Annotated in this window: 14 protein-coding genes; 4 read left to right on the forward strand and 10 right to left on the reverse strand. The window is 70.2% G+C overall.

Translation table 11 applies throughout. The features are described 5' to 3' along the window. Positions 1-14 precede the first annotated feature (14 nt). A complete protein-coding gene (locus ACFYZ8_RS18485; protein WP_388529920.1) occupies positions 15-1,262 on the reverse strand; it encodes an extracellular solute-binding protein in 1,248 nt (415 codons plus the stop codon). Positions 1,263-1,399: 137 nt separating this feature from the next. Beyond that, on the reverse strand, positions 1,400-2,410 hold the full coding sequence (locus ACFYZ8_RS18490) for a LacI family DNA-binding transcriptional regulator (protein ID WP_388529917.1): 1,011 nt from the start codon (positions 2,408-2,410) through the stop codon (positions 1,400-1,402). A gap of 354 nt (positions 2,411-2,764) precedes the next feature. Between ACFYZ8_RS18490 and ACFYZ8_RS18495 the strand changes: the two genes are divergently transcribed. Next, positions 2,765-6,403 (forward strand): LamG-like jellyroll fold domain-containing protein, encoded by a 3,639-nt coding sequence (locus ACFYZ8_RS18495; protein ID WP_388529914.1) that lies wholly within the window; start codon positions 2,765-2,767, stop codon positions 6,401-6,403. Positions 6,404-6,442: 39 nt separating this feature from the next. On the opposite strand, the gene ACFYZ8_RS18500 is transcribed toward ACFYZ8_RS18495, so the two are convergent. Next, the gene (locus ACFYZ8_RS18500; protein ID WP_359032049.1) at positions 6,443-7,486 is read right to left on the reverse strand and encodes a LacI family DNA-binding transcriptional regulator; all 1,044 of its coding nucleotides are present in this window, start codon (positions 7,484-7,486) and stop codon (positions 6,443-6,445) included. Positions 7,487-7,516: 30 nt separating this feature from the next. Then, complete coding sequence (locus ACFYZ8_RS18505; protein WP_359032050.1) at positions 7,517-7,681, reverse strand: hypothetical protein; 165 nt, start codon at positions 7,679-7,681, stop codon at positions 7,517-7,519. 608 nt (positions 7,682-8,289) lie between these two features. Here ACFYZ8_RS18505 and purU point away from each other — a divergent pair. From purU to ACFYZ8_RS18520, 3 genes are all read left to right on the forward strand, one after another. After that, on the forward strand, positions 8,290-9,162 hold the full coding sequence (gene purU, locus ACFYZ8_RS18510; protein ID WP_359032052.1) for a formyltetrahydrofolate deformylase: 873 nt from the start codon (positions 8,290-8,292) through the stop codon (positions 9,160-9,162). A 32-nt stretch (positions 9,163-9,194) separates the two neighbouring features. Continuing rightward, entirely contained in the window at positions 9,195-9,986 is a 792-nt protein-coding gene (locus tag ACFYZ8_RS18515) for an IclR family transcriptional regulator (protein WP_388529909.1), read from the forward strand. Between the two features lie 223 nt (positions 9,987-10,209). Beyond that, on the forward strand, positions 10,210-10,317 hold the full coding sequence (locus ACFYZ8_RS18520) for a DUF6924 domain-containing protein (protein ID WP_388529906.1): 108 nt from the start codon (positions 10,210-10,212) through the stop codon (positions 10,315-10,317). A gap of 55 nt (positions 10,318-10,372) precedes the next feature. Here the strand turns inward: ACFYZ8_RS18520 and ACFYZ8_RS18525 are convergent, their stop codons facing one another. From ACFYZ8_RS18525 to betA, 6 genes are all read right to left on the reverse strand, one after another. Then, on the reverse strand, positions 10,373-12,811 hold the full coding sequence (locus ACFYZ8_RS18525) for an FAD-dependent oxidoreductase (protein ID WP_388529903.1): 2,439 nt from the start codon (positions 12,809-12,811) through the stop codon (positions 10,373-10,375). Between the two features lie 193 nt (positions 12,812-13,004). Beyond that, positions 13,005-13,970 (reverse strand): ABC transporter substrate-binding protein, encoded by a 966-nt coding sequence (locus ACFYZ8_RS18530; protein WP_359032055.1) that lies wholly within the window; start codon positions 13,968-13,970, stop codon positions 13,005-13,007. 13 nt (positions 13,971-13,983) lie between these two features. Then, positions 13,984-15,993, reverse strand: a complete 2,010-nt coding sequence (locus ACFYZ8_RS18535) for an ABC transporter permease subunit (RefSeq protein ID WP_359032217.1) — start codon at positions 15,991-15,993, stop codon at positions 13,984-13,986. Continuing rightward, complete coding sequence (locus ACFYZ8_RS18540) at positions 15,993-17,081, reverse strand: glycine betaine/L-proline ABC transporter ATP-binding protein (RefSeq protein WP_388529899.1); 1,089 nt, start codon at positions 17,079-17,081, stop codon at positions 15,993-15,995. The genes ACFYZ8_RS18535 and ACFYZ8_RS18540 overlap by 1 nt, the downstream gene beginning before the upstream one ends. A 20-nt stretch (positions 17,082-17,101) precedes the next feature. Then, a complete protein-coding gene (locus ACFYZ8_RS18545; protein ID WP_359032057.1) occupies positions 17,102-18,571 on the reverse strand; it encodes an aldehyde dehydrogenase family protein in 1,470 nt (489 codons plus the stop codon). 184 nt (positions 18,572-18,755) lie between these two features. After that, positions 18,756-20,426 carry a choline dehydrogenase gene (gene betA / locus ACFYZ8_RS18550; RefSeq protein ID WP_388529896.1) on the reverse strand — a complete coding sequence of 557 codons (1,671 nt, stop codon included), beginning with the start codon at positions 20,424-20,426 and terminating at the stop codon, positions 18,756-18,758. Between the last annotated feature and the right edge of the window lie 8 nt (positions 20,427-20,434).

A 20,434-nucleotide genomic window follows, 5' to 3' on the forward strand; every position in this document is an offset into this window, starting at 1 on the left:
GCCCTGAGGTGTGCTCACTTGACGGCGGACTGGGCGTCGGTCAGCGCGTCCTTCGGGGACTTCGAACCGCTGAGCGCGGACTGGACCGCCTTCCACATCTGCTCGGAGATCTTGGGGTACTTGGTGCCCAGGTCGTCGCTGGTGCGTCCCTTGGCGGCCTTGACCGCGTCGACCCAGGGCTTCAGCTCGGCGTTCGCGGCCACCTGCTTGTCCTGGACCTCGCTGGTGGGGGCCACGTAGGACAGCGTCGTGTCGGTGTCGTACAGGTTCTGGCTGCTGGTCAGGCAGGTCGCCAGCTTCTGGGAGGTGGTGTAGCGGCCGGTGTCGTCCTGCACCGGGAGGGTGACGAACTCACCGCCCGTCGGGGCGGCCGCGCTGCCTCCGGAGGCGCCGGGTATCGGGAGCACGCCGTACTCGAAGCCCGCCTTCTTGGCGTTGGCGAGCTGCCAGGTGCCGTTCTCGGCGAACGCGTAGTCACCGGTCGCGAACTCCTGCCAGCTGGTGGTCTGGGTGTTGTTGATCACCGAGTTGGGGGCGTAGCCGCCCTTGACCCAGTCCTTCCACAGGGAGAGCGCCGACACGCCCTGGGCGGAGTCGAGTTGGGTCAGTTTCGCGCCCGCGCCCCAGAACCACGGCAGGAACTGGAAGCTGCCCTCCTCGGTGCCTATCGCGGAGAAGGTGATGCCCTTCTTCCCGGCCTTCTTCACCTTCTCCAGGGCCGCCGTCAGCGACGACCAGTCCTTCACCGAGGCGACGTCCACGCCGGCTGCCTTGAGGACCTTCTTGTTGTAGTAGAGGGCGAGGGTGTTGGCGCCGATCGGCGTGCCGTAGGTCTTGCCGCCGGACTGGCCCGCCGCCAGCAGGTTGGGGTCGACCTTCGAGGTGTCCAGCTTGTTCTCGTCGGTCGTGGTGAGCACGCCCGCCTCGGCCAGGGTCGAGACGACCGGGTTGTCGACGATGAGGACGTCCGGGGAGTTGCCCTGCTGGGCGGCGAGCAGCGCCTTGTTCGTCAGGTCGCTGGTGTCGAAGCCGGTCCGCTTGATCTTCACGCCCGCCGCGGTGCCGCACTTGTCCAGCAGGTTCGTCCACGCCGAGCCCTTGGCGAACTGCGGGTACGGGTCCCAGACCGTGTACGTACCGCTGTCCGCGCCCTCGCTGCCGCTGCTGCCCGAGCCCGAGCCGCAGGCGGTGACGCCGGTGGCGACGGCCAGGGAGATCAGGACTGCGGCGGTCGGACGGCGTCGTCCGGAGAAGCTGTTCATGGCGGTTCCTTCGGTTTGTGGCATGCGGGTGCCGCGGCGGTGGGTCGCGGGGAGCAGCGGGCACGTCGAACGGCGCCGTCGGGCGGCGGTTCGGACGTGTGGGGTGGGACGGTGACGCGGGTGGTTCCGGAGTGGGATCAGGTCCCTGCGGGCGCCGTGCTGTTCCGCAGCGAGATCGGTGGGGTGAGGAGGTGCTGCCGGGGCGGCGCGTCGGGGTGGTCGAGCCGCTCCACCAGCAGGTCCACGGCGAGCCGGCCCATCTCGGCCGCCGGTACGTCCGCGGCGGTGAGCTGCGGGGTCACCGTCTCCGCCCAGCGGTTGGCGACGACCCCGGTGACGGAGAAGTCGCGCGGCACATGACGGCCCGCGTGGGCGAGCCCTCGGTAGAGGCCGCCGAGCGCGGCCTCGTTCAGGGTGACCAGGGCCGTGGTGGCCGGGTCGTCGCGCAGGATGCGTTCCAGACACGCCTGGCCCGAGGCGGCGTCGTCACCGCAGCAGTACGTCCGGACGGTGAGCCCGCGTTCCGCCGCGGCCTTCGTGAAGCCGTCCAGACCGCGGTGCGCGGACTCGTAGCCGGTCCTCAGGAGTTGTTCGGGCCGGTTCACGAAGGCGACCCTGCGGTGGCCGAGGTCCGCGAGGTGATGGACACAGGCGGCGGCCAGAGCGGTGTGGTCCAGGCCGACGTACCAGCCGTCCTCCGCGTGCGCGGTCCGGCCGATGGCGACGGAGGGGAAGCCGAGCGCTGCCAGGTGGTCGGCCCGGTCGTCCTCCAGCCGGATCTCCATCAGGATCGCGCCGTCGACCCGCCGCTCCCCCAGCAGCCGCTGGAAGGAACGGTCGCTGTCCATGCCACTGGGCGACAGCAGGACGTCGTAGTCGTAGGCCGCGGCGGCCTCCACCACACTGCCGATGAAGTCCAGCTGCATCCCCGTGTAATGGTTCCCGGCCGGCGGGAAGACCAGGCCGATGGTGCTGGTCCGGCCGTTGGCCAGGGCGCGGGCGCTGGCGCTGGGCTGGTAGCCCAGTTCGTCGACGACCTGCTGGATCTTCCGGCGCGTCTCCTCCGACACCGGGCGCTTGCCGCTCAGCGCATAGGACACGGTGCTCCGCGAGACACCGGCCCGTCGGGCGATCTCACCGATGTTCACGGCGACTCCTTGGGACGGGCGACCGGCTGTCGAACCGGTTCGCGTGGAAGTGAACGTAGGAACTGCCCGGGCACCTGTCAATACCGGGAACGCAATCCCCGGCGAGACGGAAAAGAACGCGAGAACCCCGTGTCCAAGGGATTGCTGGCCGATTGGCCCGGTGCTAGCTTCGCCGAACCGGTTCGACGCAGTCGCCCATGCCGTCTCCGTCGCACCTGCCGTCACAGAGCCGCCGTACCCGCCTCCCCAGGCACCCGCATCCGCCCCTCCCCCCACACACGTCTGTGCCGAACCGGTTCGACGGCGCCTGACGCGGTCCACGGAACCCGCTATCCGACGATTGAGGACGCATCCATGTCATCCGCTGACAGATCCACGCAGCGCCGGGCGCCGGCCGCCGTGGCGCTGGCCCTCGGCGCGGGCCTGCTGGCCGCACCCGCCGTCCCCGCCCACGCGGCCGACACGCCCGGTCCTGCCGCCCGCTACACCTTCGACCAGGACGACCTGTCCTCCGGAAAGATCACCGACAGCTCCGGCAACGGCCTGACGGCGAGCCTGGTGAACGGCTCGACGGCCCAGTCCGTGGCGGGCGCGGACGGCGGCAAGGCGCTGGCCCTGCCCGGCGGGGCCCCCACCTCCGACGGCGCCTACGTCCAACTGCCCCGCGAAGTGGTCGGCGACGCGAGCGACCTGACCGTCTCCGCCCGGGTGAAGTGGAGCGGCGACAAGTCGTCCTGGCAACGGATCTTCGATCTGGGCACCGACACCAGCAGGTACCTCTTCAGCACGCCGTACAACGGCAACGGACTGTTCCAGACCTCCGTGACCACCGGCGGAGGCGGTGCCGAGAACCAGGTCCGCGGCTACGCGGCGCTGCCCGCGGACGCCTGGCGGACGGTCACCGTCACCCTCGACACCACGGCAGGCAGGCTCACCACCTACCTCGACGGGGTGGCGGTCTCCTCCGCCGCGACCGCCATCAAGGCCAAGGACCTGCTGAGCGGTTCGGCGACGGCCGCCGGCTACATAGGCAAGTCGCTCTACCCGGACCCGCTGCTCAAGGGCGCCGTCGACGACTTCACGGTCTGGCACTCGGCACTCAGCGCCGAGCAGGTGGCCGCGCTGGTCGGCGCCGTGCCGACCCTCCAGGACCTCGCGCAGACCTCCTTCGACGTCCGCACGACCGACGGGACCGCCCCGGCCCTCCCGGCCGCGGTCCGTGCCACCTTCTCCGACGGCTACGACCGCGACGCGCCCATCGTGTGGGACGCCGTACCGCCCGAGAAGTACGCCAAGCCCGGCACCTTCACAGTGGCGGGTACGACGGCCGGACGCGCCGTGCAGGCGACCGTCACCGTGGTCCGCGAGGGGCAGCTCACCGTCGACCTCGGCTCGGACACCGGCGCCTTCCACGGCGGCGCCTCCGGCACCCTCTACGGCGTGTACGGACCGGACGTCCCCACCAACAACCTCATCGAGGGCATGGGTCTGCGCACGGTCTCCACCAAGGCCCAGGACGGTCCGCAGCACCCCGGCGCCGACGCGCTGGACGTGGTGAAGCCGCTCGCCGACTCCACCGACGGCGACGTGTACATCTACATGACCGACATCCACCGCGGCTTCCCCTACGAGTGGCCCGGTGACACCCCCGCGGAGAAGCTCAAGCTCTACGAGGAGAAGATCGGCAAGCAGGTCGACCAGGTCCTGAAGCTGCCGAAGCAGTACCAGGACAACATCGTCTTCGTGCCGTTCAACGAGCCCGAGGGCAACATGTTCGGCACCGGTCAGTGGAGCTACAACAAGGTCAGCTGGCTCAATGACCCCGACGACTACTTCGCCGCCTGGGACTCCGCGTACAAGCTCATCAAGGGCAAGATGCCCGATGCCCGGATCGCCGGCCCCAACACGAGTGTCCTGTACGACCAGGTGAAGGGGTTCCTCACCCACGCCCTGGCCGCCGGCACCCTCCCGGACGTCATCACCTGGCACGAGCTGAGCCACCCCGAGGCGGTGCGCGCGAGCGTCGCCAAGTACCGGGTGTGGGAGAAGGAGTTGTTCAAGGGGACCTCTCGCGAGGGCACCCGACTCCCCATCAACATCAACGAGTACGCCTTCAACTACCACACCTCCGTCCCCGGTCAGATGATCCAGTGGGTCTCCGCGATCGAGGAGTCCAAGGTGGACGCCGACATCGCCTACTGGAACATCGACGGCAACCTCTCCGACTCCGCGGTGCAGTCCAACCGCGGCAACGGCCAGTGGTGGCTGCTGAACTCGTACGCCTCGATGAGCGGGCACACCGTGACGGTGAACCCGCCGTTCCCCGGCCAGAACTACACCATGCAGGGCGTGGCCACCCTCGACGAGAAGAAGAAGCAGGCCCGGCTGCTCTTCGGCGGCTCCACCGGCAAGGGGCACATCACCTTCGCGGGCGTCCCCAAGAAGCTCTTCGGCAGGAACGTGCACGCCTGGGTCCGGGAGATCGAGTGGAGCGGGCAGGTCGGCGACAACTCCGGACCGAAGCTGCTCACCGAGACGAACCTGAAGGTCGCGGACGACGGCACGGTCACCGTCGACTTCGGTGACGGCGCGCTGCCGAAACTGAAGGAGTCCTCGGCGTACGAGATCGTCCTCAGCCCGGCCGGGAAGGCGACGAAGTCCCAGTCACCGCCGGTGCGTTGGCAGGGTTCCTACGAGGCGGAGGACGCGGCCCACACCGGGTCCGGCTACTCGAAGAACGGCCCGGAGGGCTCCACCTCCGACGTGTCGAAGTTCTACACCTCCGGCGGCTACGACGTGGGCGGGCTGCGCACCGGCTCGGACGTCACGCTCGACTTCACCGTGGACGTGCCCGAGGACGGCACCTACGACCTGAGCGTCTTCGCCAACTCCCTCAACACCTTCGACAAGGTGAAGGAGCAGGGCCCCACCAACGTCTTCCTGCGGGTGGACGGCCAGGCGGGCAGCGAGCAGCAGCTGTATCTGCCGCTCGGCTACAAGTGGGTGGTGTGGGACCACACCGACACCAAGGTGAAGCTCACCAAGGGCAAGCACACGCTGACGCTCGCCGCGAAGAGCCTGGACGGCAAGCGGGTGACAAAGGGTGACGCCATCGTCGACCGCCTCACCCTGACCCTGCCGGCCCCCTCGGCCGACACGCGGGTGTACGAAGGGGAGCTGGCCTGGCTGAGCGGTGGAGCACAGCCCGTGTACGACACCCCGGGCTCCGGGGCGGCCCGGCTCGCCAAGGGCCAGAGCGCCACGTTCTGGGTCTACTCCCCCGCCGACCGCGAGGCCACTCTCCGGGTCGACACCCTCGGCGGGACCGGCGCGCGGCTCTCCGTCAACGGCCACGACGTCCTGCGCCTGGCCAAGGACCGGAGCAGTGTCGCGGTCTCCCTCTCCGGTGGCGTCAACAAGGTGACGCTGACGGGCGGTTCGTCGCCCACCCTCGTCGACCGCCTCACGGTCATCCCGAGCGAGGGTGCGCTGAAGACCCGTACGTACGAGGCCCAGGACGCGGTGCTCGCGGGCTCGGCCACGCTCACCCCGCTGTCCCTGGCCACCGACGGCACGGCGATCACCGGCATCGGGGGCGACCCGGGCAACAAGAACACGGCCACGTTCACCGTCACCGCCGACCGCGCCGGGCTGTACGCGCTGCGCGTGCGCTACTCCAACCCGGAGCAGTCGGAGGCCACCCACTACAACCCTGACCCGCTGGCCCGCCACGCCGACATCACCGTCAACGGCGGCGAGACGCGGCGCGTGGGCTTCCCGCACAGCTTCCACCAGAACAACTTCTGGGAGCTGACCGTCCCCGTCACCCTGAAGAAGGGACAGAACACGATCTCGTTCCGCTCCGAGGAGCTGCCGAACTTCGACGGCACGACCTACGCCTCGGACACCTTCCCCGGGGTGCTGCTCCGCTCGCGGTACGCGCCGCTGATCGACCGGATCGCCGTGGCGCCGTACGCGCGGGAGGTGCGGTGAGCTGAGCTGAGTTGAGAGGCACCTGGCGGCCCCCGTCGGTCAGTCGGCGGGGGCCGGCGGGGGCGCCGTCGAGGCGCGTACGACGAGCTCGACCGGTGGGTCGCTCGCCCGCGCCGGCTCGGCGTCCGGCTTCTCGATGGCCTGCACCAGGAGCCGGAGGCCTTCGTGGGCGACGGCGTCGAAGGGCTGGCGCACGGTGGTCAGCGGTGGGGTGACGTAGGCGGAGACGGGGATGTCGTCGAACCCGACGACGCTCACGTCCTCCGGCACCCGCAGGCCGGCCTCCAGGAGAGCGCGGATGACACCGATGGCCATGTCGTCGTTGGCGGCGAACACCGCGGTGACGTCACCGGCGGCGGCGAGTTCACGGCCCGCCGTGTAGCCGGACGAGGCCGACCAGTCGCCCTCGATGACGGCCGGCTGCTCCCGGTCGCGTGCCGCGAGCGCCGCCCGCCAGCCGTGGAGGCGGTCCCGGGCGGCGAACCACCGCTGCGGACCGGCCAGGTGATGGACCGTCACATGACCGAGGTCCAGCAGGTGTTCGGTGGCCGTCCGGGCCAGCGACTCGGCGCCGACGCCGGCGGCCACGGCTCGTGGGCCACCGAAGCTCGCGGGCGCTCCGAGGACCAGGACCGGCACATCGGCACGGATCGACACCGAGCCCTCGTCGATCGGTTCGGACACGACGATGCCGTCCACTCCCTGGTCGAGGAGCGAGTCCACGGCTCCGGCGACGCCCGCCGGGTCGCCCTCCAGCGTGTTGACGACCCGCAGCGCGTATCCCGCGTCGCGGGCGGCCCGCTCGACGCCGATGAGCAGGGAGGCGGGGCCGTACAGGGCGGTGCCGAGGGTGACCACGCCGATCGAACGGGTGCGTCCCGAGGCCAGGGCGCGGGCCGCGCTGTTCAGCCGGTACCCGAGCTCCTCCGCCGCCTGCAGGACCCGCCCTCGCACGTCCGCGGACACGTACCGCTCGCCGTTGAAGACCCGGGAGACCGTCTTCTGCGAGACGCCGGCCAGCCGCGCCACGTCCACGGCACGCGGCGCGCCGCTGCTCCCGCCCTGTGCTCCCGCCGGCGTCATCGACGTCTCCCGATCCTCACGGCTCAGATCCTAGCCAGGGTGGCCGTCGGAGCGGCGGCGGTGCAGGGTGCACGTCTCGAAGACCCTGGCCCTGGGGACCGGGTTCGGGGTGAGCGTCTCGCTGCCGGTGACGACTCCGCGGACGGGCAGGGAGCGCTCGTAGTTGTGCTCGTGGCCGCACAGGACCAGGTCCACGCCGTACCTGTCGAACAGGGGGCCCTACCACTCAGTCGATGTCGCGGGAGGACCGCCGGCCATCCAGGGGCGCAAGCGCGCCGAACGCGGGTGTCCGGGGCGCCGTTGGCGGCCTGCGGACTGGTCGCCGAAGCTGGTGAAGGTGAACGGCCGCCGTCCGCGTGGCGCGGTGCGGAAGGTGCCGCGGCGCTGGAGCCGAAGCCGTGCTCCAGGGTGCCGTAGCGCACCACCGGTCTCGTGACCGGGCGGGCGGTGATCCACGAGACCGTCATCCGGGTGCGCGGGTCCGCGCCGAAGGTCAGGTGCAGCCCCTGGACCGGGGGCGAGCCGGACGCGTCCGCGGTGAGACGAAGTGCCGGGGCGGCCTGGGCCGTTCCCGCCCCCGCCGTACCGAAAGGCCCAGCGCGTGGCGCCGGCTGTCCCCCTCGGAAGCCTGCGCCGGTCCCTCCGGCGTACCCGGACCTGACGGTGCGGTCATGACGCCCTCCCTGGCTGACGACGATCGGGGCCGCTTCTGCGGCGAGCCCTTGACCGAGAGCCTCCACTGCCGGGAGCATGTTGCGTATCAGTCATGCTGTTGCGTAATACGCAGCCACCGGGTGGACTTCGTGTCTCTTCGACCGCACGCCGACCGCGAGTTCGTCCTCACCCTGTCCTGCCCGGACCGCTCCGGCCTGGTGCACGCCGTCACCGGCTTCCTGGTCCGGCACTCCGGGAACATCCAGGAGAGCCAGCAGTTCGACGACCGGCTCCAGGACCGCTTCTTCATGCGCGTCCACTTCGACGTCTCGGACCCGAGCACCACACTGGAAGATCTGCGGTCCGGTTTCGCGCCGGTCGCCGAGGCGTACCGGATCACCTGGCAGCTGCGGAACGCGTCCACCCCGACCCGCACCCTGATCATGGTGTCGAAGTTCGGCCACTGCCTGAACGACCTGCTGTTCCGGCAGCGCACGGGCGCGCTCGGCATCGAGGTGCCGGCGATCGTCTCCAACCACCCGGACTTCGCCCCGCTCGCCGCGAGCTACGGCATCCCCTTCCACCACATCCCGGTGACCCCGCAGACGAAGGCGGACGCGGAGGCGCGGCTGCTCGACCTGGTCGACCGGCTGGACGTCGACCTCGTGGTCCTCGCCCGCTACATGCAGATCCTCTCGAACGACCTGTGCAAGCAGCTCGAAGGCCGGGCGATCAACATCCACCACTCGTTCCTGCCGAGCTTCAAGGGCGCGCGGCCCTACGTCCAGGCGCACGAGCGGGGCGTGAAGCTCGTCGGGGCCACGGCCCACTACGTCACCCCGGACCTCGACGAGGGGCCCATCATCGAGCAGGACGTCATCCGCGTGAACCACGCCCAGAGCGCGGAGAGCCTGGTCACCCTGGGGCGGGACGTCGAGGCGCAGGTGCTCGCGAGGGCCGTGGAGTGGCACAGCCAGAGCCGCGTCATGATCAACGGTCATCGCACGGTGGTCTTCCGCTGACCAGCGACGACCTGTTCGCATATGGTTCCGCCATGAGCAGCTACGGCACCGAGTCCGGGGGCGCGTCCGGCGGCGGGGTGCAGTCCGTCGACCGGGCCGTCACCGTACTGGAGATCCTCGCCCAGCGCGGCGAGGCAGGCGTCAGTGAAGTGGCCGAGGCGATCGACGTCCACAAGTCCACCGCGTTCCGTCTGCTCGGCGCGCTGGAGGCGCACGGGATGGTCGAGCAGGAGGGCGAGCGCGGGAAGTACCGCCTCGGCTTCGGCATCGTGCGGCTGGCGGGCGCGGTCACCGGGCGCATCGACGTCACCAAGCACGGCCGCGGGATCTGCGAGCGCCTCGCCGACAAACTGGGCGAGACGATGAACATCGCGGTCCTGGAGTCCCACCATGTGATCAACCTCGACCAGGTGCGCGGGCGGTCCGCCATCACCGCGCAGAACTGGGTCGGCCGGCTGACGCCGATGCACTGCACGTCCAGCGGCAAGGTCCTGCTCGCCCATCTCAGCGAGAAGCGCCGGGACGAGCTCGTCGCCACGGCCGGGCTCGAACAGCTGACGGCCCGCACCCTGACCTCCCGGCAGAAGCTGGAGGCGGAGCTGGTCCGGGTCCGGGAGCAGGGTTACGCCATGACGGTGGAGGAGTACGAGGAGGGCCTCAACGCCATGGCCGCGCCGGTGCGTTCCGGCGACGGCAAGGTCGTCGCCGCCCTCACCGCCTCGGGCCCCGCCTTCCGCCTCACCGAGGAACGGATGCACGAGCTGGCACCGGTGCTGATCGAGGCCGCCGACGAACTCAGCCGACGGCTCGGCTACTTGGGCTGAGGCCCGCGTGCATCAGCTTCCCTGCGCTGTGGAAGCCCTCGTCGTGCGCACCGACTGGTCCTCACCTCGGACGGCGAAGCTCTGAGCGGGGCCTACCGGCGCGATGACGTGCCGGAGGGCGCCCTGGTGGGCCTGCCTGTCTCCACCGGGACCGTCGAGGGCCGGGCCCGCGTCATCCCCGACATGGCGGACGCCGACCTCGGACTCCGCAGCCCTCGCCTCGATGGAACGGCCGCTGTGGAGCATGGAGAACAACCTCTCGGGCGCCAATATGGACTTCGAGGAGTTCGCCGACGCCGTCGAAGAGGACGGCGTCTTCCGAGGTTTCTGAGTCACCGGCCGTTGGGCGGCATGGCCGTGTCCGACGAACCCGTGCGGTCGGAGCGTCAGCCCCGGAGCCGGGACATCGTCGGGTCGAACAGGGGCTCCTCGGCCACGACCGCCTCGATCCGCTGGTCGAAGTAACCGATGTCCAGGGCCCGGCCGGGGACCGAGAGCTCCGTCGGCAGCCAGGCGTACGCGATGCCCTTGCCGATCGTGTAGCCGAAGGCGGCGCTGGTGACATAGCCGACCGCGCGCTGCCCGTCGTACACCGGCTCCTTGCCCATGACGACGGACCGCGGGTCCTCGATGGTCAGGCAGGTCAGTTTCCGCCGTACGTCGGCCGCGCGTCGCTCCAGGGCCGCCTTGCCGACGAAGTCCTCCTTGTCGGCCCTGACGGCGAAGCCGACGCCGGCCTCGTAGGGGTCGTGCTCGTAGGTCATGTCGGTGCCGAAGGAGCGGTAGCCCTTCTCCAGGCGGAGGCTGTTGAAGGCGCCCCGGCCGGCCGCGATGCCGCCCAGCGGGCGAGCAGCCCGCCACAGCGTGTCCCACAGTTTCTGGCCCAGGTCGGCGGTGGTGTACAGCTCCCAGCCGAGTTCGCCGACGTACGACAGCCGCATGGCCGTCACCGGGACGGATCCGATGTGGGCGCGCTTGGCGCGGAAGTACTTCAGGCCCGCCGCCGAGAAGTCCTCGTCGGTGAGCGGCTGGAGGACGTCCCGGGCGAGCGGTCCCCACAGGCCGATGCAGCAGGTGCCGGGGGTGATGTCACGGACCTGGACCGTGCCGTCGGCGGGGAGGTGGCGGGTGAACCAGTCGAGGTCGAGGTTGCCGTTGGCGCCCACCTGGAAGAGGTCCGGGGCCAGCCGCGCGACCGTGATGTCGCTGCGGATGCCGCCGTCGTGGTCGAGCAGCAGGGTGTACGTCACCGAGCCGACGGACTTGGCGACCTTGCCGGTGCACAGCCGCTCCAGGAAGTCGGCCGCTCCCCGCCCGCTCACCTCAAGGCGCTTGAGGGCCGTCATGTCGTACATCGCGACGGTCTCGCGGGTGGCCTGGGCCTCGGCGCCGACGATCGGCGACCAGTACCGGGCGGCCCAGTCGTTCGGGGTGGCGATCGAACGGCCTTCCACCAGGCCCGCGTTGGCCTCGTACCAGTGCGGCCGCTCCCAGCCGTTGGCCTCCAGGAAGAAGGCGCCGAGTTCCTGTTGGCGGGCGTAGAAGGGGGTGGTGCGGATCGGGCGCGGGTCGCCGGAGGGCTGGAGCGGGTGCAGGATGTCGTAGACCTCGACGAAGTTCTGGCAGTCGCGGGCCAGGACGTACTCCGGGGCCAACTGGTGCGGCTCGAAGCGGTTGACGTCGCACTCGTGCAGGTCGAAGGAGGAGCAGTGGCCGTCGACCAGCCACTCGGCGACGGCCCGGCCGACACCGGCGGAGTGGGTGACCCAGACGGCCTCGGCGACCCAGAAGCCCTTGACGTCCGGGGACTCGCCGAGCAGGGGCAGGCCGTCGGTGGTGAAGGAGAACAGGCCGTTGATGCCCTCCTCGACCTTGGCGTCCTTCGTGGCCGGGAGCAGTGACTGGGTCTCGGTCCAGGCGTCCGCGAAGTCGTCCTCGGTGAACTTGAGGACCGAGGGCATGGTGTCGGCCTCGTCGACGGAGAGGATCTCGTCGGCGGTGATGGGCATGGGGCGGTGGCCGTAGTAGCCGATGCCGAGGGTGTCGTAGCGGTCGCGGTAGTAGAGGTCGGCGTCCTGGTGGCGCAGGATCGGGCGCACCGCCTCCTCGGTCTGGCCCGCGAGCGCGGGGACCGGTCCGGTCCAGGCGAGCTGGTGGCCGAGCGGGGTGAGCGGGAGGTTCATGCCGGCCATGCGGGCGATCTTCGGACCCCAGATGCCGGCGCAGCACACGACGATGTCGGCCCGGAGGTCGCCCTGGTCGGTGCGGACGCCCGTCACCTCGCCGTCGGTCTGGAGGACGTCGAGGACCTCGTGGCGGGCCAGGAAGGTCACACCGCGCTCGGTGGCGCGGCGCATCTGCGCCTCGACGGCGAGGACGGCCTTGGCGAGGCCGTCGGTGGGGATGTGCAGGCCGGCGAGGACCCGGTCGCGGTTGACCAGGGGGTGCGCCTCGACGCACTCGTCGGCGGTCAGGATGCGCGACTCGACGCCCCACGAGGTGAGCCAGCCCTGGCGGCGGTGGAGTTCGGTGACGCGCTCCGGGGTGGTCGCCACCTCCAGGCCGCCGACCTGGAGGAAGCAGGGCTGTCCGTCGACGTCGAGGGAGCAGAACTTCTCGACGGTGTAACGGGCCAGCTCGGTCATGGTCTTGGAGGAGTTGGCCTGGAAGACCAGGCCCGGGGCGTGCGAGGACGACCCTCCGGTGGCCGGGAGCGGGCCCTGGTCGACCACGGTCACCTCGGTCCAGCCGCGTGCGGAGATCTCGTCGGCGAGTGCCGCGCCGACGACGCCCGCTCCGATGATGACCACTCGGGGTCCCGCCATCGCCGCACCTCCGGTTAAGTTGCTTTGTACGCAACACGATTCAGGCTGCGCAACTCAATGTGCCCGTCGGGCGAGTGGGTGTCAAGAGGCCGGGTGACGTGGCGGAACGGCCGGGGAGACGGGCCTGGAAACGGCAACGCCCGGTGGGCGGCGCGCACCCGCGCGCGCCGCCCACCGGGCATGGGTGAAAGGCTTACTTGATCCAGGCGTCCACCTTGGCGCGGTTGGCGTCGACCCACTTCTTGGCCGCCGCGTCCGGCGTCATCTTGTCCACGGCGATGTACTTGGCCACGGTGTTCTGGTCGTCGTTGGTCCAGTTGAACTTCTTGACCAGGTCGTAGGCCGGGCTGCCCGACTTGGCGAACTTCGCGCTGACTATCTTGTCGAGGTCGTAGACGGGGTAGTCGCAGGCGACCTTGGCCGCATCGGCGTCGCAGCCCGTCTTGTAGGCGGGCAGGTCGACCTTGACCAGCGGCACCTCGGAGAGGAACCACTGCGGCTCGTAGAAGTAGCCGATCACCCACTGCTTGTTCTTCTCGGCGTTGCGGTACGCCTGGATCAGCGCGGTCTCGCTGCCCGCGTACACCACCTTGAAGTCCAGCTTGAGGTTCTTCACCAGCGCCTCGTCGTTGGTGACGTACGACGGGTCGCCGTCCAGGAGCTGGCCCTTGCCGCCGGACTCCGAGGTCTTGAACTTCGCGGCGTACTTGTTGAGGTTCTTCCAGTCCTTGATGTCCGGGTGGGCCTTGGCCAGCCACGGCGGCACGTACCAGCCGATGATGCCCTTGTTGCCGGTGGAGCCGGCCTCCACGGCGGTCTTCTGCTGGGTGATGTACTTCTTCTTCAGGTCGTCGTGGCCCCAGTTCTCCAGGACGGCGTCCACCTCGCCGGTGCCGAAGCCCTGCCAGGCGATCTCCTCCTTGAGGTCCTTCTTGGTGACCTTGCACTTCAGGTCGTGCTCGGCGACGTACGCGACGACCGCCGCGTCCGCCTCGTAGCCCACCCACGGGTTGACCGCGAGGTTGAAGGTGCCGCACGTGCCGGAGCTGCCCGAACCGCCGGCCTCCGAGGAGTCACCGACCTTCGCGCCACCGCAGGCGGTGAGGGTGAGGCCGAGGACGGCCATGCCGGCCGCGCCGGCCCGCCAGTGTCTTGCCATGGTGTGGTGCTCCTTATGCGCTGGTGCGGCGAGCCGCCGCCTGAGTGATCCGGTCGAACATGACGCCGAGCAGCACGATGGCGAGCCCGGCCGCCAGGCCCTTGCCGTACAGCTGTCCCTGCGAGAAGCCGGCCACCACGTCGTAGCCGAGTGCGCCCGCGCCGACGAGGCCGCCGACGACGACCATCGACAGCACGTAGATGAGGCCCTGGTTGGTCGCGAGCGTCAGGGCGCTGCGGGCCATGGGCAGCTGGACCTTGGTGATGATCTGCCAGGTGTTGCACCCGGTGGAGGTGGCCGCCTCGACGGTGGTCGCGGGCACGGTCCGCACCCCGTCCGCGATGATCTTGACGGCGACCGGTGCCGCGTAGACGATCGCGGCGACGATGGCCGTGAACCGGGTCGCGCCGAACAGGGCGAGGAACGGCACGAGATAGACGAACGGCGGCATGACCTGGGCCGCGTCGAGGGTGGGCCGCACCAGCCGGTCCACCAGCGCGCTGCGGCCCATCCACACCCCGAAGACCATGCCGAGCAGCATGACGAGCACGGTCGCCACGACGGTCGAGGCGAGGGTCGTCATGCCGTCCGACCACACGCCGGTGGCGACGAGCAGGCCCACGCACACGGCGGTGGTGATCCCGGCACGCCACCCGCCGAGAACCACCGCGATCCCGATCAGGGCGGCGCCGACGAGCCACCACGGGGAGTCGGTGAGCAGCGTCTGGAACGGGTTGAGCAGGCCGTTGGTGATGACGTCCCGGAAGCCGTTGGTCAGCCCGGACAGGTGGTCCTGCGCCCAGGTGGTCACGTTGTCGGCCGCTTCGGCGATGGTGCTGCCGGTGCCGCCGTCGCCGGGGAACTCGGCCGCCCACAGGTAGGTGTGGGACAGGTACACGAGCACGGCCGCCACCGCTCCCCCGGCCACGAGCAGGTGCCGCCGCCACTTGAGCAGGGGGTTGCCGGACCGCCGGGCCGCCTCCGCACGTTCGCTCGCCGCAGTGGTGACCCGGTCCAGGACGATCGCCATGACGACGATCGCGAGGCCCGCGTTGAAGGCCGTGCCGACGTCGAGGGACTGGAGGGCCTGGACGACGGTCTTGCCGAGGCCGGGGGCGTCGATCAGAGCGGCGATGGTCACCATGGCGAGGGCGGCCATGATGGTCTGGTTGACGCCCATCACCACGGTCCGCCGGGACATCGGCAGCAGCACCTTCAGCAGGGACTGCCTGCGGGTGGCGCCCATGGACTCGGCCGCCTCGACCGTCGTCGGGGGCACCGAGCGAATCGCGTGCGCGGTGATGCGCAGGGCCGGGGGTGCCGCGTAGATGACGGTGGCGATGGTCGCGGAGGCGCCGCCGATGAGGAAGAACAGAGTGAGCGGCGCGAGGTAGACCATGGTCGGCATCGTCTGCATGAAGTCCAGGAAGGGCGTGACGATCCGGTTGACCCGTTCCGACAGGCCCGCCCACACTCCGAGCGGGATCGCGAACAGCAGCGCCACCAGAACCGCGGAGAGAGTCAGGGACAGGGTGTCCATGCTCTCCTGCCACAGGCCCTGGAGCCCGAGGAAGGTGAAGCCGGCCACGGCCAGCAGCGCCACCCGCCAGTTGGCCACCGCCCAGGAGACATAGCCCGCGAGGCCCACGACTCCGAGCCAGCCGATCTGCGGGAGCGGGCGGTCGCCGGACGGCTGGGAGATCAGGTCCTGCACGAAGGTCACCAGGTTGTCGATGACCAGCCGGATCTCGTTGAAGAAGTAGAGGAAGAGCGGGTTGGAGTTGCGGTCGGCGCCGATGGAGTCGTTGACGTCGTTGAGCCAGCGGTGCAGATCGGTGAGGTCGGCCGCGGCCAGCGACAGGGTCTGCTTCCCGCGCAGTACGGCGAAGAGGACGAGCCAGCCGAGAAGGATCGCGCCGACGACCATGGACCGGCTGATCCTGCGCACGGGGGCGACGGGCGGGGGCGGCGAGGTCTGCTGTTCGGCCCCCGATGTCCCGGGTTTCTCCATGGCGACGGTCATCACGCGTCGCCTTCCTGCCCGGCGACCACCGCGAGGATCTCCTCGTCGCCGACGATGCCGAGGAGTTCGCCGTTCTCGACGACCTTGACCGGCTTCTCGGCCGCGAGCACCGCCCGGGTGGCCTCCTTGACCACGACGTCCGGGCCCAGCTCGGGTCCGTCGAGCGGATCTTCGGGGGTGACCGGTCGCATGATCCAGCGCAGGGTGAGCACATCGCCGCGCGGCACGTCCTTGACGAAGTCGCGTACGTAGTCGTCGGCGGGGGCGCCGACGAGTTCGTCGCCGGTGCCGCACTGGACCGTCTTGCCGTCCCGCATGATGAGGATGCGGTCGCCGAGCTTGAGGGCCTCGGAGAGGTCGTGGGTGATGAACACCATGGTCTTGCCGACCTCGTGGTGCAGCCGGATGACCTCGTTCTGCATGTCGCGGCGGATCAGCGGGTCCAGCGCCGAGAACGGTTCGTCGAAGAGGAGCACGTCCGGGTCGCCGGCCAACGCCCTTGCCAGGCCCACGCGTTGCTGCATGCCGCCGGAGAGCTGGTCGGGGTAGGAGTTCTCGTAGCCCGAAAGGCCCACGAGTTCGACGACCTCCAGCGCCCGCCTGGTGCGCTCGGCCCGGCCCATGCCGCGGATCTCCAGGCCGAAAGCGACGTTGTCGACGACACGGCGGTGGGGCAGCAGACCGAAGTGCTGGAAGACCATGGAGAACTTGCTGCGCCGCAGTTCGCGCAACCGCCGCTCGTCGGCCTCGCGGATGTCCTCGCCCTCGAAGACGATCTCACCGGCGGTGGGTTCGATGAGCCGGGTCAGACAGCGCACCAGGGTGGACTTGCCGGAGCCGGACAGACCCATGACGACGAAGACCTCGCCGGGCGCGACCTCGAAGTGCACGTCGCGCACGGCGGCGGTGCAGCCGGTGCGCTCCATCAGCTCGCGGCGGCTGAGCCCGCACAGCTCCTCGGAGCCCGGTACCTGCTCCGCCTTGGGCCCGAACACCTTCCACAGCCCGCGCACGGATATGACCGGTGTCGGGGCCGCGTCCTCGGGGGTGCCGCGCCGCGGCGGCACCTCGGTCTTGGTGGGGGTCATGGTCGACCTCTTCTCGGCGTTCAGCCGCGGAACCAGTGCTGCGGCCGGGGTTGGATGTTCTGCCAGATGTGCTTGGGCTCGCGGTACTCGTCGAGGCCGGTCGGTCCCAGTTCCCGGCCCACACCGGAGTGCCCGAAACCACCCCATTCGGCCTGCGGCACATAGGGGTGGTAGTCGTTGATCCACACCGTGCCGTGCCGCAGCCGGCGGGCGACCCGCTGGGCCTTCCCGGCGTCCTGCGTCCAGACGGCTCCGGCGAGTCCGTACTCCGTGTCGTTGGCGATGCGTACGGCGTCGTCCTCACCGGAGAAGCGCTCCACGGTCAGCACCGGCCCGAACGACTCCTCGTGCACCACCCGCATGTCCTGCCGGCACTCGTCGAGCACGGTGGGCGGGTAGAAGTGGCCCTTCGCGAGGGCGGGATCGGTGGGCCGCGCGCCGCCGCAGCGCAGGACGGCGCCCTCGGCGAGCCCGGCGGCGACGTACGCCTCGACCTTCTCCAGGTGCTGCGCCGAGATCAGCGCCCCGGTCTCGGCCTCGGGGTCGAAGGGCCCGCCGAGGCGGATCTGCCGGGCCCGGCGGACCACCTCGTCGACGAAGCGGTCGTGCAGCGAGTCCTCGACGATCAGCCGGGCACCGGCCGAGCAGACCTGCCCGGAGTGCAGGAAGACGGCCGTGAGCGCGAAGTCCACGGCGGTCTCGAAGTCGGCGTCGGCGAAGACGACGTTGGGGTTCTTGCCGCCGAGTTCCAGCGCGACCTTCTTCACGGTCGCGGCTGCGGTCGCCATGATCCGTTTTCCGGTCTCCAGGCCCCCGGTGAACGACACCATGTCGACGCGGGGGTCTTCGGAGAGCGGCGCGCCGACCTCGGGGCCGGTGCCCAGGACGAGGTTGGCGGCACCGGCGGGCAGTCCGGCCTCCTCCAGGGCCCTCATCAGCAGGATCGAGGTGGAGGGGGTGAGTTCGCTGGGCTTGAGGACGATCGTGTTGCCGGCGAGAAGTGCCGGGGCGACCTTCCAACTCGCTTGCAGCAGAGGGTAGTTCCACGGTGTGATCAGTCCGCATACACCGACCGGCTCGTGGACCACGCGGCTGACGGCGTCGTCCCGGCCGGTGTCGATCACACGGCCGGCGTCGGTGCCGCCGAGCCCGCCGTAGTAGCGGAAGCAGGAGACGATGTCGGCGATGTCGTACTCGCTCTCCACCAGCCGCTTGCCGGTGTCCAGCGACTCGGCGCGGGCGAAGTCCTTGGCGTCGCGCTCGATCAGGTCGGCGGTGCGCAGCAGCAGAGCGCCGCGTTCGCGCTCGGGGGTGTGCGGCCAGGGGCCTTCGTCGAAGGCCCGGCGGGCGGCGCCGACGGCCGCCTCGGTGTCGGCGCGGGTGCCTTCGGACACGGTCGCGGACAGCGTGCCGTCGGCGGGACATCGGATCTCCCGGCGCCCTCCGGCCACCGGCTCCCGCCATTCACCGTCCACGTACAGGTCTGCCACGTCGGGAGCCCTTCGAGCGATTTCGTTGCGCATGACGCATCGCATTGCTTGTGGTGGAACACTCTGGAGAATGCGGCAACCCACGTCAAGGGGTTGGCGGATGACGGTTTGGGCACGCGGACGCCTTGCGCACAGCCGGAACCCGGCCGGTTTCCGGGACAAGCGGCCCCACGAAAAATCCGTGTTACCCGGCCTGGGTGCGGGCGTCCCGGTGCCGGTAGTAGACGGCCTCGGAGGGGGCGAGCGGCTCCTTGCCGAGGATGAGGTCGGCCGCCTTCTCGGCGATCATCATCACCGGCGCGTAGATGTTGCCGTTGGTGACATAGGGCATCACGGACGCGTCGACGACCCGCAGCCCCTCGACCCCGTGCACGCGCATGCTGGCGGGGTCGACGACGGCCATCTCGTCGGTGCCCATCTTGCAGGTGCAGGAGGGATGCAGGGCGGTCTCTCCGTCCTTGGCGACCCAGGCGAGGATCTCCTCGTCGGTCTCGACGGACGGGCCGGGCGAGATCTCCCCGCCGTTGTAGGGGGCCAGGGCGGGCTGGTTGAGCAGCTCGCGCGCCACGCGGACCGCCTCGACCCACTCGCGGCGGTCCTGTTCGGTGGACAGGTAGTTGAAGCGCAGGGCGGGGTGCTCCTCCGGGTCCCTGCTCCTGATCTTCACCGAGCCGAGGGCGTCGGAGTACATGGGCCCGACGTGCACCTGGTAGCCGTGTCCGCCGGCGGGCACGGAGCCGTCGTAGCGGACCGCGATGGGCAGGAAGTGGAACATCAGGTTGGGGTAGTCCACGTCGTCGTTGCTGCGGGCGAACCCGCCGGCCTCGAAGTGGTTGGTCGCGGCGGGGCCCTTGCGGAACAGCCACTGCAGCCCGATGAAGGGGGCCCGCCATTTCGCGAGGTACGGCTGCATGGAGACGGGCTGCTTGCAGGCGTACTGGATGTACACCTCCAGGTGGTCCTGCATGTTCTCGCCGACGCCAGGGAGGTCGTGGACGACGTCGATGCCGAGCGCGCGCAGTTCCCCGGCGTTGCCGACGCCGGACAGCTGGAGCAGTTGCGGGGAGTTGATCGCGCCGCCGCAGAGGATGACCTCCTTGGCGCGGACCTGCTGAACGGCTCCGCGGCCGCGCCGGTACTCGACCCCCACGGCCCGCTTGCCCTCGAACAGGACGCGGGTGACGAGCGCGCGGGTTCTCACCGTGAGGTTGGGGCGTCTGCGGACGGGCTTCAGATACGCCTTCGAGGCCGAGAGGCGGCGACCGCGGTGGACGTTGCGGTCGAACTTGGCGAACCCTTCCTGCCGGTAGCCGTTGACGTCCTCGGTCGGGGCGTACCCGGCCTCCTCGGTGGCCTTGAGGAAGGCGTCGAAGAGCGGGTTGTCCGCCGGCCCGCGCTCCAGGACGAGCGGGCCGTCGTGGCCGCGGAACTCGTCGTCGGGGTCGGCCGCGAGGCAGTTCTCCATGCGCTTGAAGTACGGCAGACAGTGCGCGTAGTCCCAGCTCTCCATGCCGGGATCGGCGGCCCAGCGCTCGTAGTCCATGGGGTTGCCGCGCTGGAAGATCATGCCGTTGATGCTGCTGGAGCCGCCCAGCACCTTGCCGCGGGCGTGGTAGACGCGCCGGCCGCCCATGTGGGGCTCGGGCTCCGACTCGTACTTCCAGTCGTAGAAGCGGCTGCCGATCGGGTAGGTCAGCGCCGCGGGCATGTGGATGAAGACGTCCCACGGATAGTCGGGCCGGCCGGCCTCCAGGACCAGCACCTGGTTGTCCGGATCGGCGGAGAGCCGGTTGGCCAGTGCGCTGCCGGCCGATCCACCGCCGACGATGACGAAGTCGTACTGCTGGGGAGCCATGGTGCCTC

The sequence above is a fragment of the Streptomyces sp. NPDC001668 genome, from assembly GCF_042893155.1.
In the GTDB taxonomy this organism is placed as follows: domain Bacteria; phylum Actinomycetota; class Actinomycetes; order Streptomycetales; family Streptomycetaceae; genus Streptomyces.

Excerpts from the sequence above, each read along its gene's own strand:
- ACFYZ8_RS18515 (WP_388529909.1), top strand. The coding sequence starts at position 9,195 with ATGAGCAGCTACGGCACCGAGTCCGGGGGCGCGTCCGGCGGCGGGGTG.
- ACFYZ8_RS18540 (WP_388529899.1), bottom strand. The coding sequence starts at position 17,081 with ATGACCCCCACCAAGACCGAGGTGCCGCCGCGGCGCGGCACCCCCGAG.
- ACFYZ8_RS18520 (WP_388529906.1), top strand. The coding sequence starts at position 10,210 with ATGGAACGGCCGCTGTGGAGCATGGAGAACAACCTCTCGGGCGCCAAT.
- ACFYZ8_RS18535 (WP_359032217.1), bottom strand. The coding sequence starts at position 15,993 with ATGACCGTCGCCATGGAGAAACCCGGGACATCGGGGGCCGAACAGCAG.
- ACFYZ8_RS18530 (WP_359032055.1), bottom strand. The coding sequence starts at position 13,970 with ATGGCAAGACACTGGCGGGCCGGCGCGGCCGGCATGGCCGTCCTCGGC.
- betA (WP_388529896.1), bottom strand. The coding sequence starts at position 20,426 with ATGGCTCCCCAGCAGTACGACTTCGTCATCGTCGGCGGTGGATCGGCC.
- ACFYZ8_RS18500 (WP_359032049.1), bottom strand. The coding sequence starts at position 7,486 with ATGACGCCGGCGGGAGCACAGGGCGGGAGCAGCGGCGCGCCGCGTGCC.
- ACFYZ8_RS18525 (WP_388529903.1), bottom strand. The coding sequence starts at position 12,811 with ATGGCGGGACCCCGAGTGGTCATCATCGGAGCGGGCGTCGTCGGCGCG.
- ACFYZ8_RS18485 (WP_388529920.1), bottom strand. The coding sequence starts at position 1,262 with ATGAACAGCTTCTCCGGACGACGCCGTCCGACCGCCGCAGTCCTGATC.
- ACFYZ8_RS18495 (WP_388529914.1), top strand. The coding sequence starts at position 2,765 with ATGTCATCCGCTGACAGATCCACGCAGCGCCGGGCGCCGGCCGCCGTG.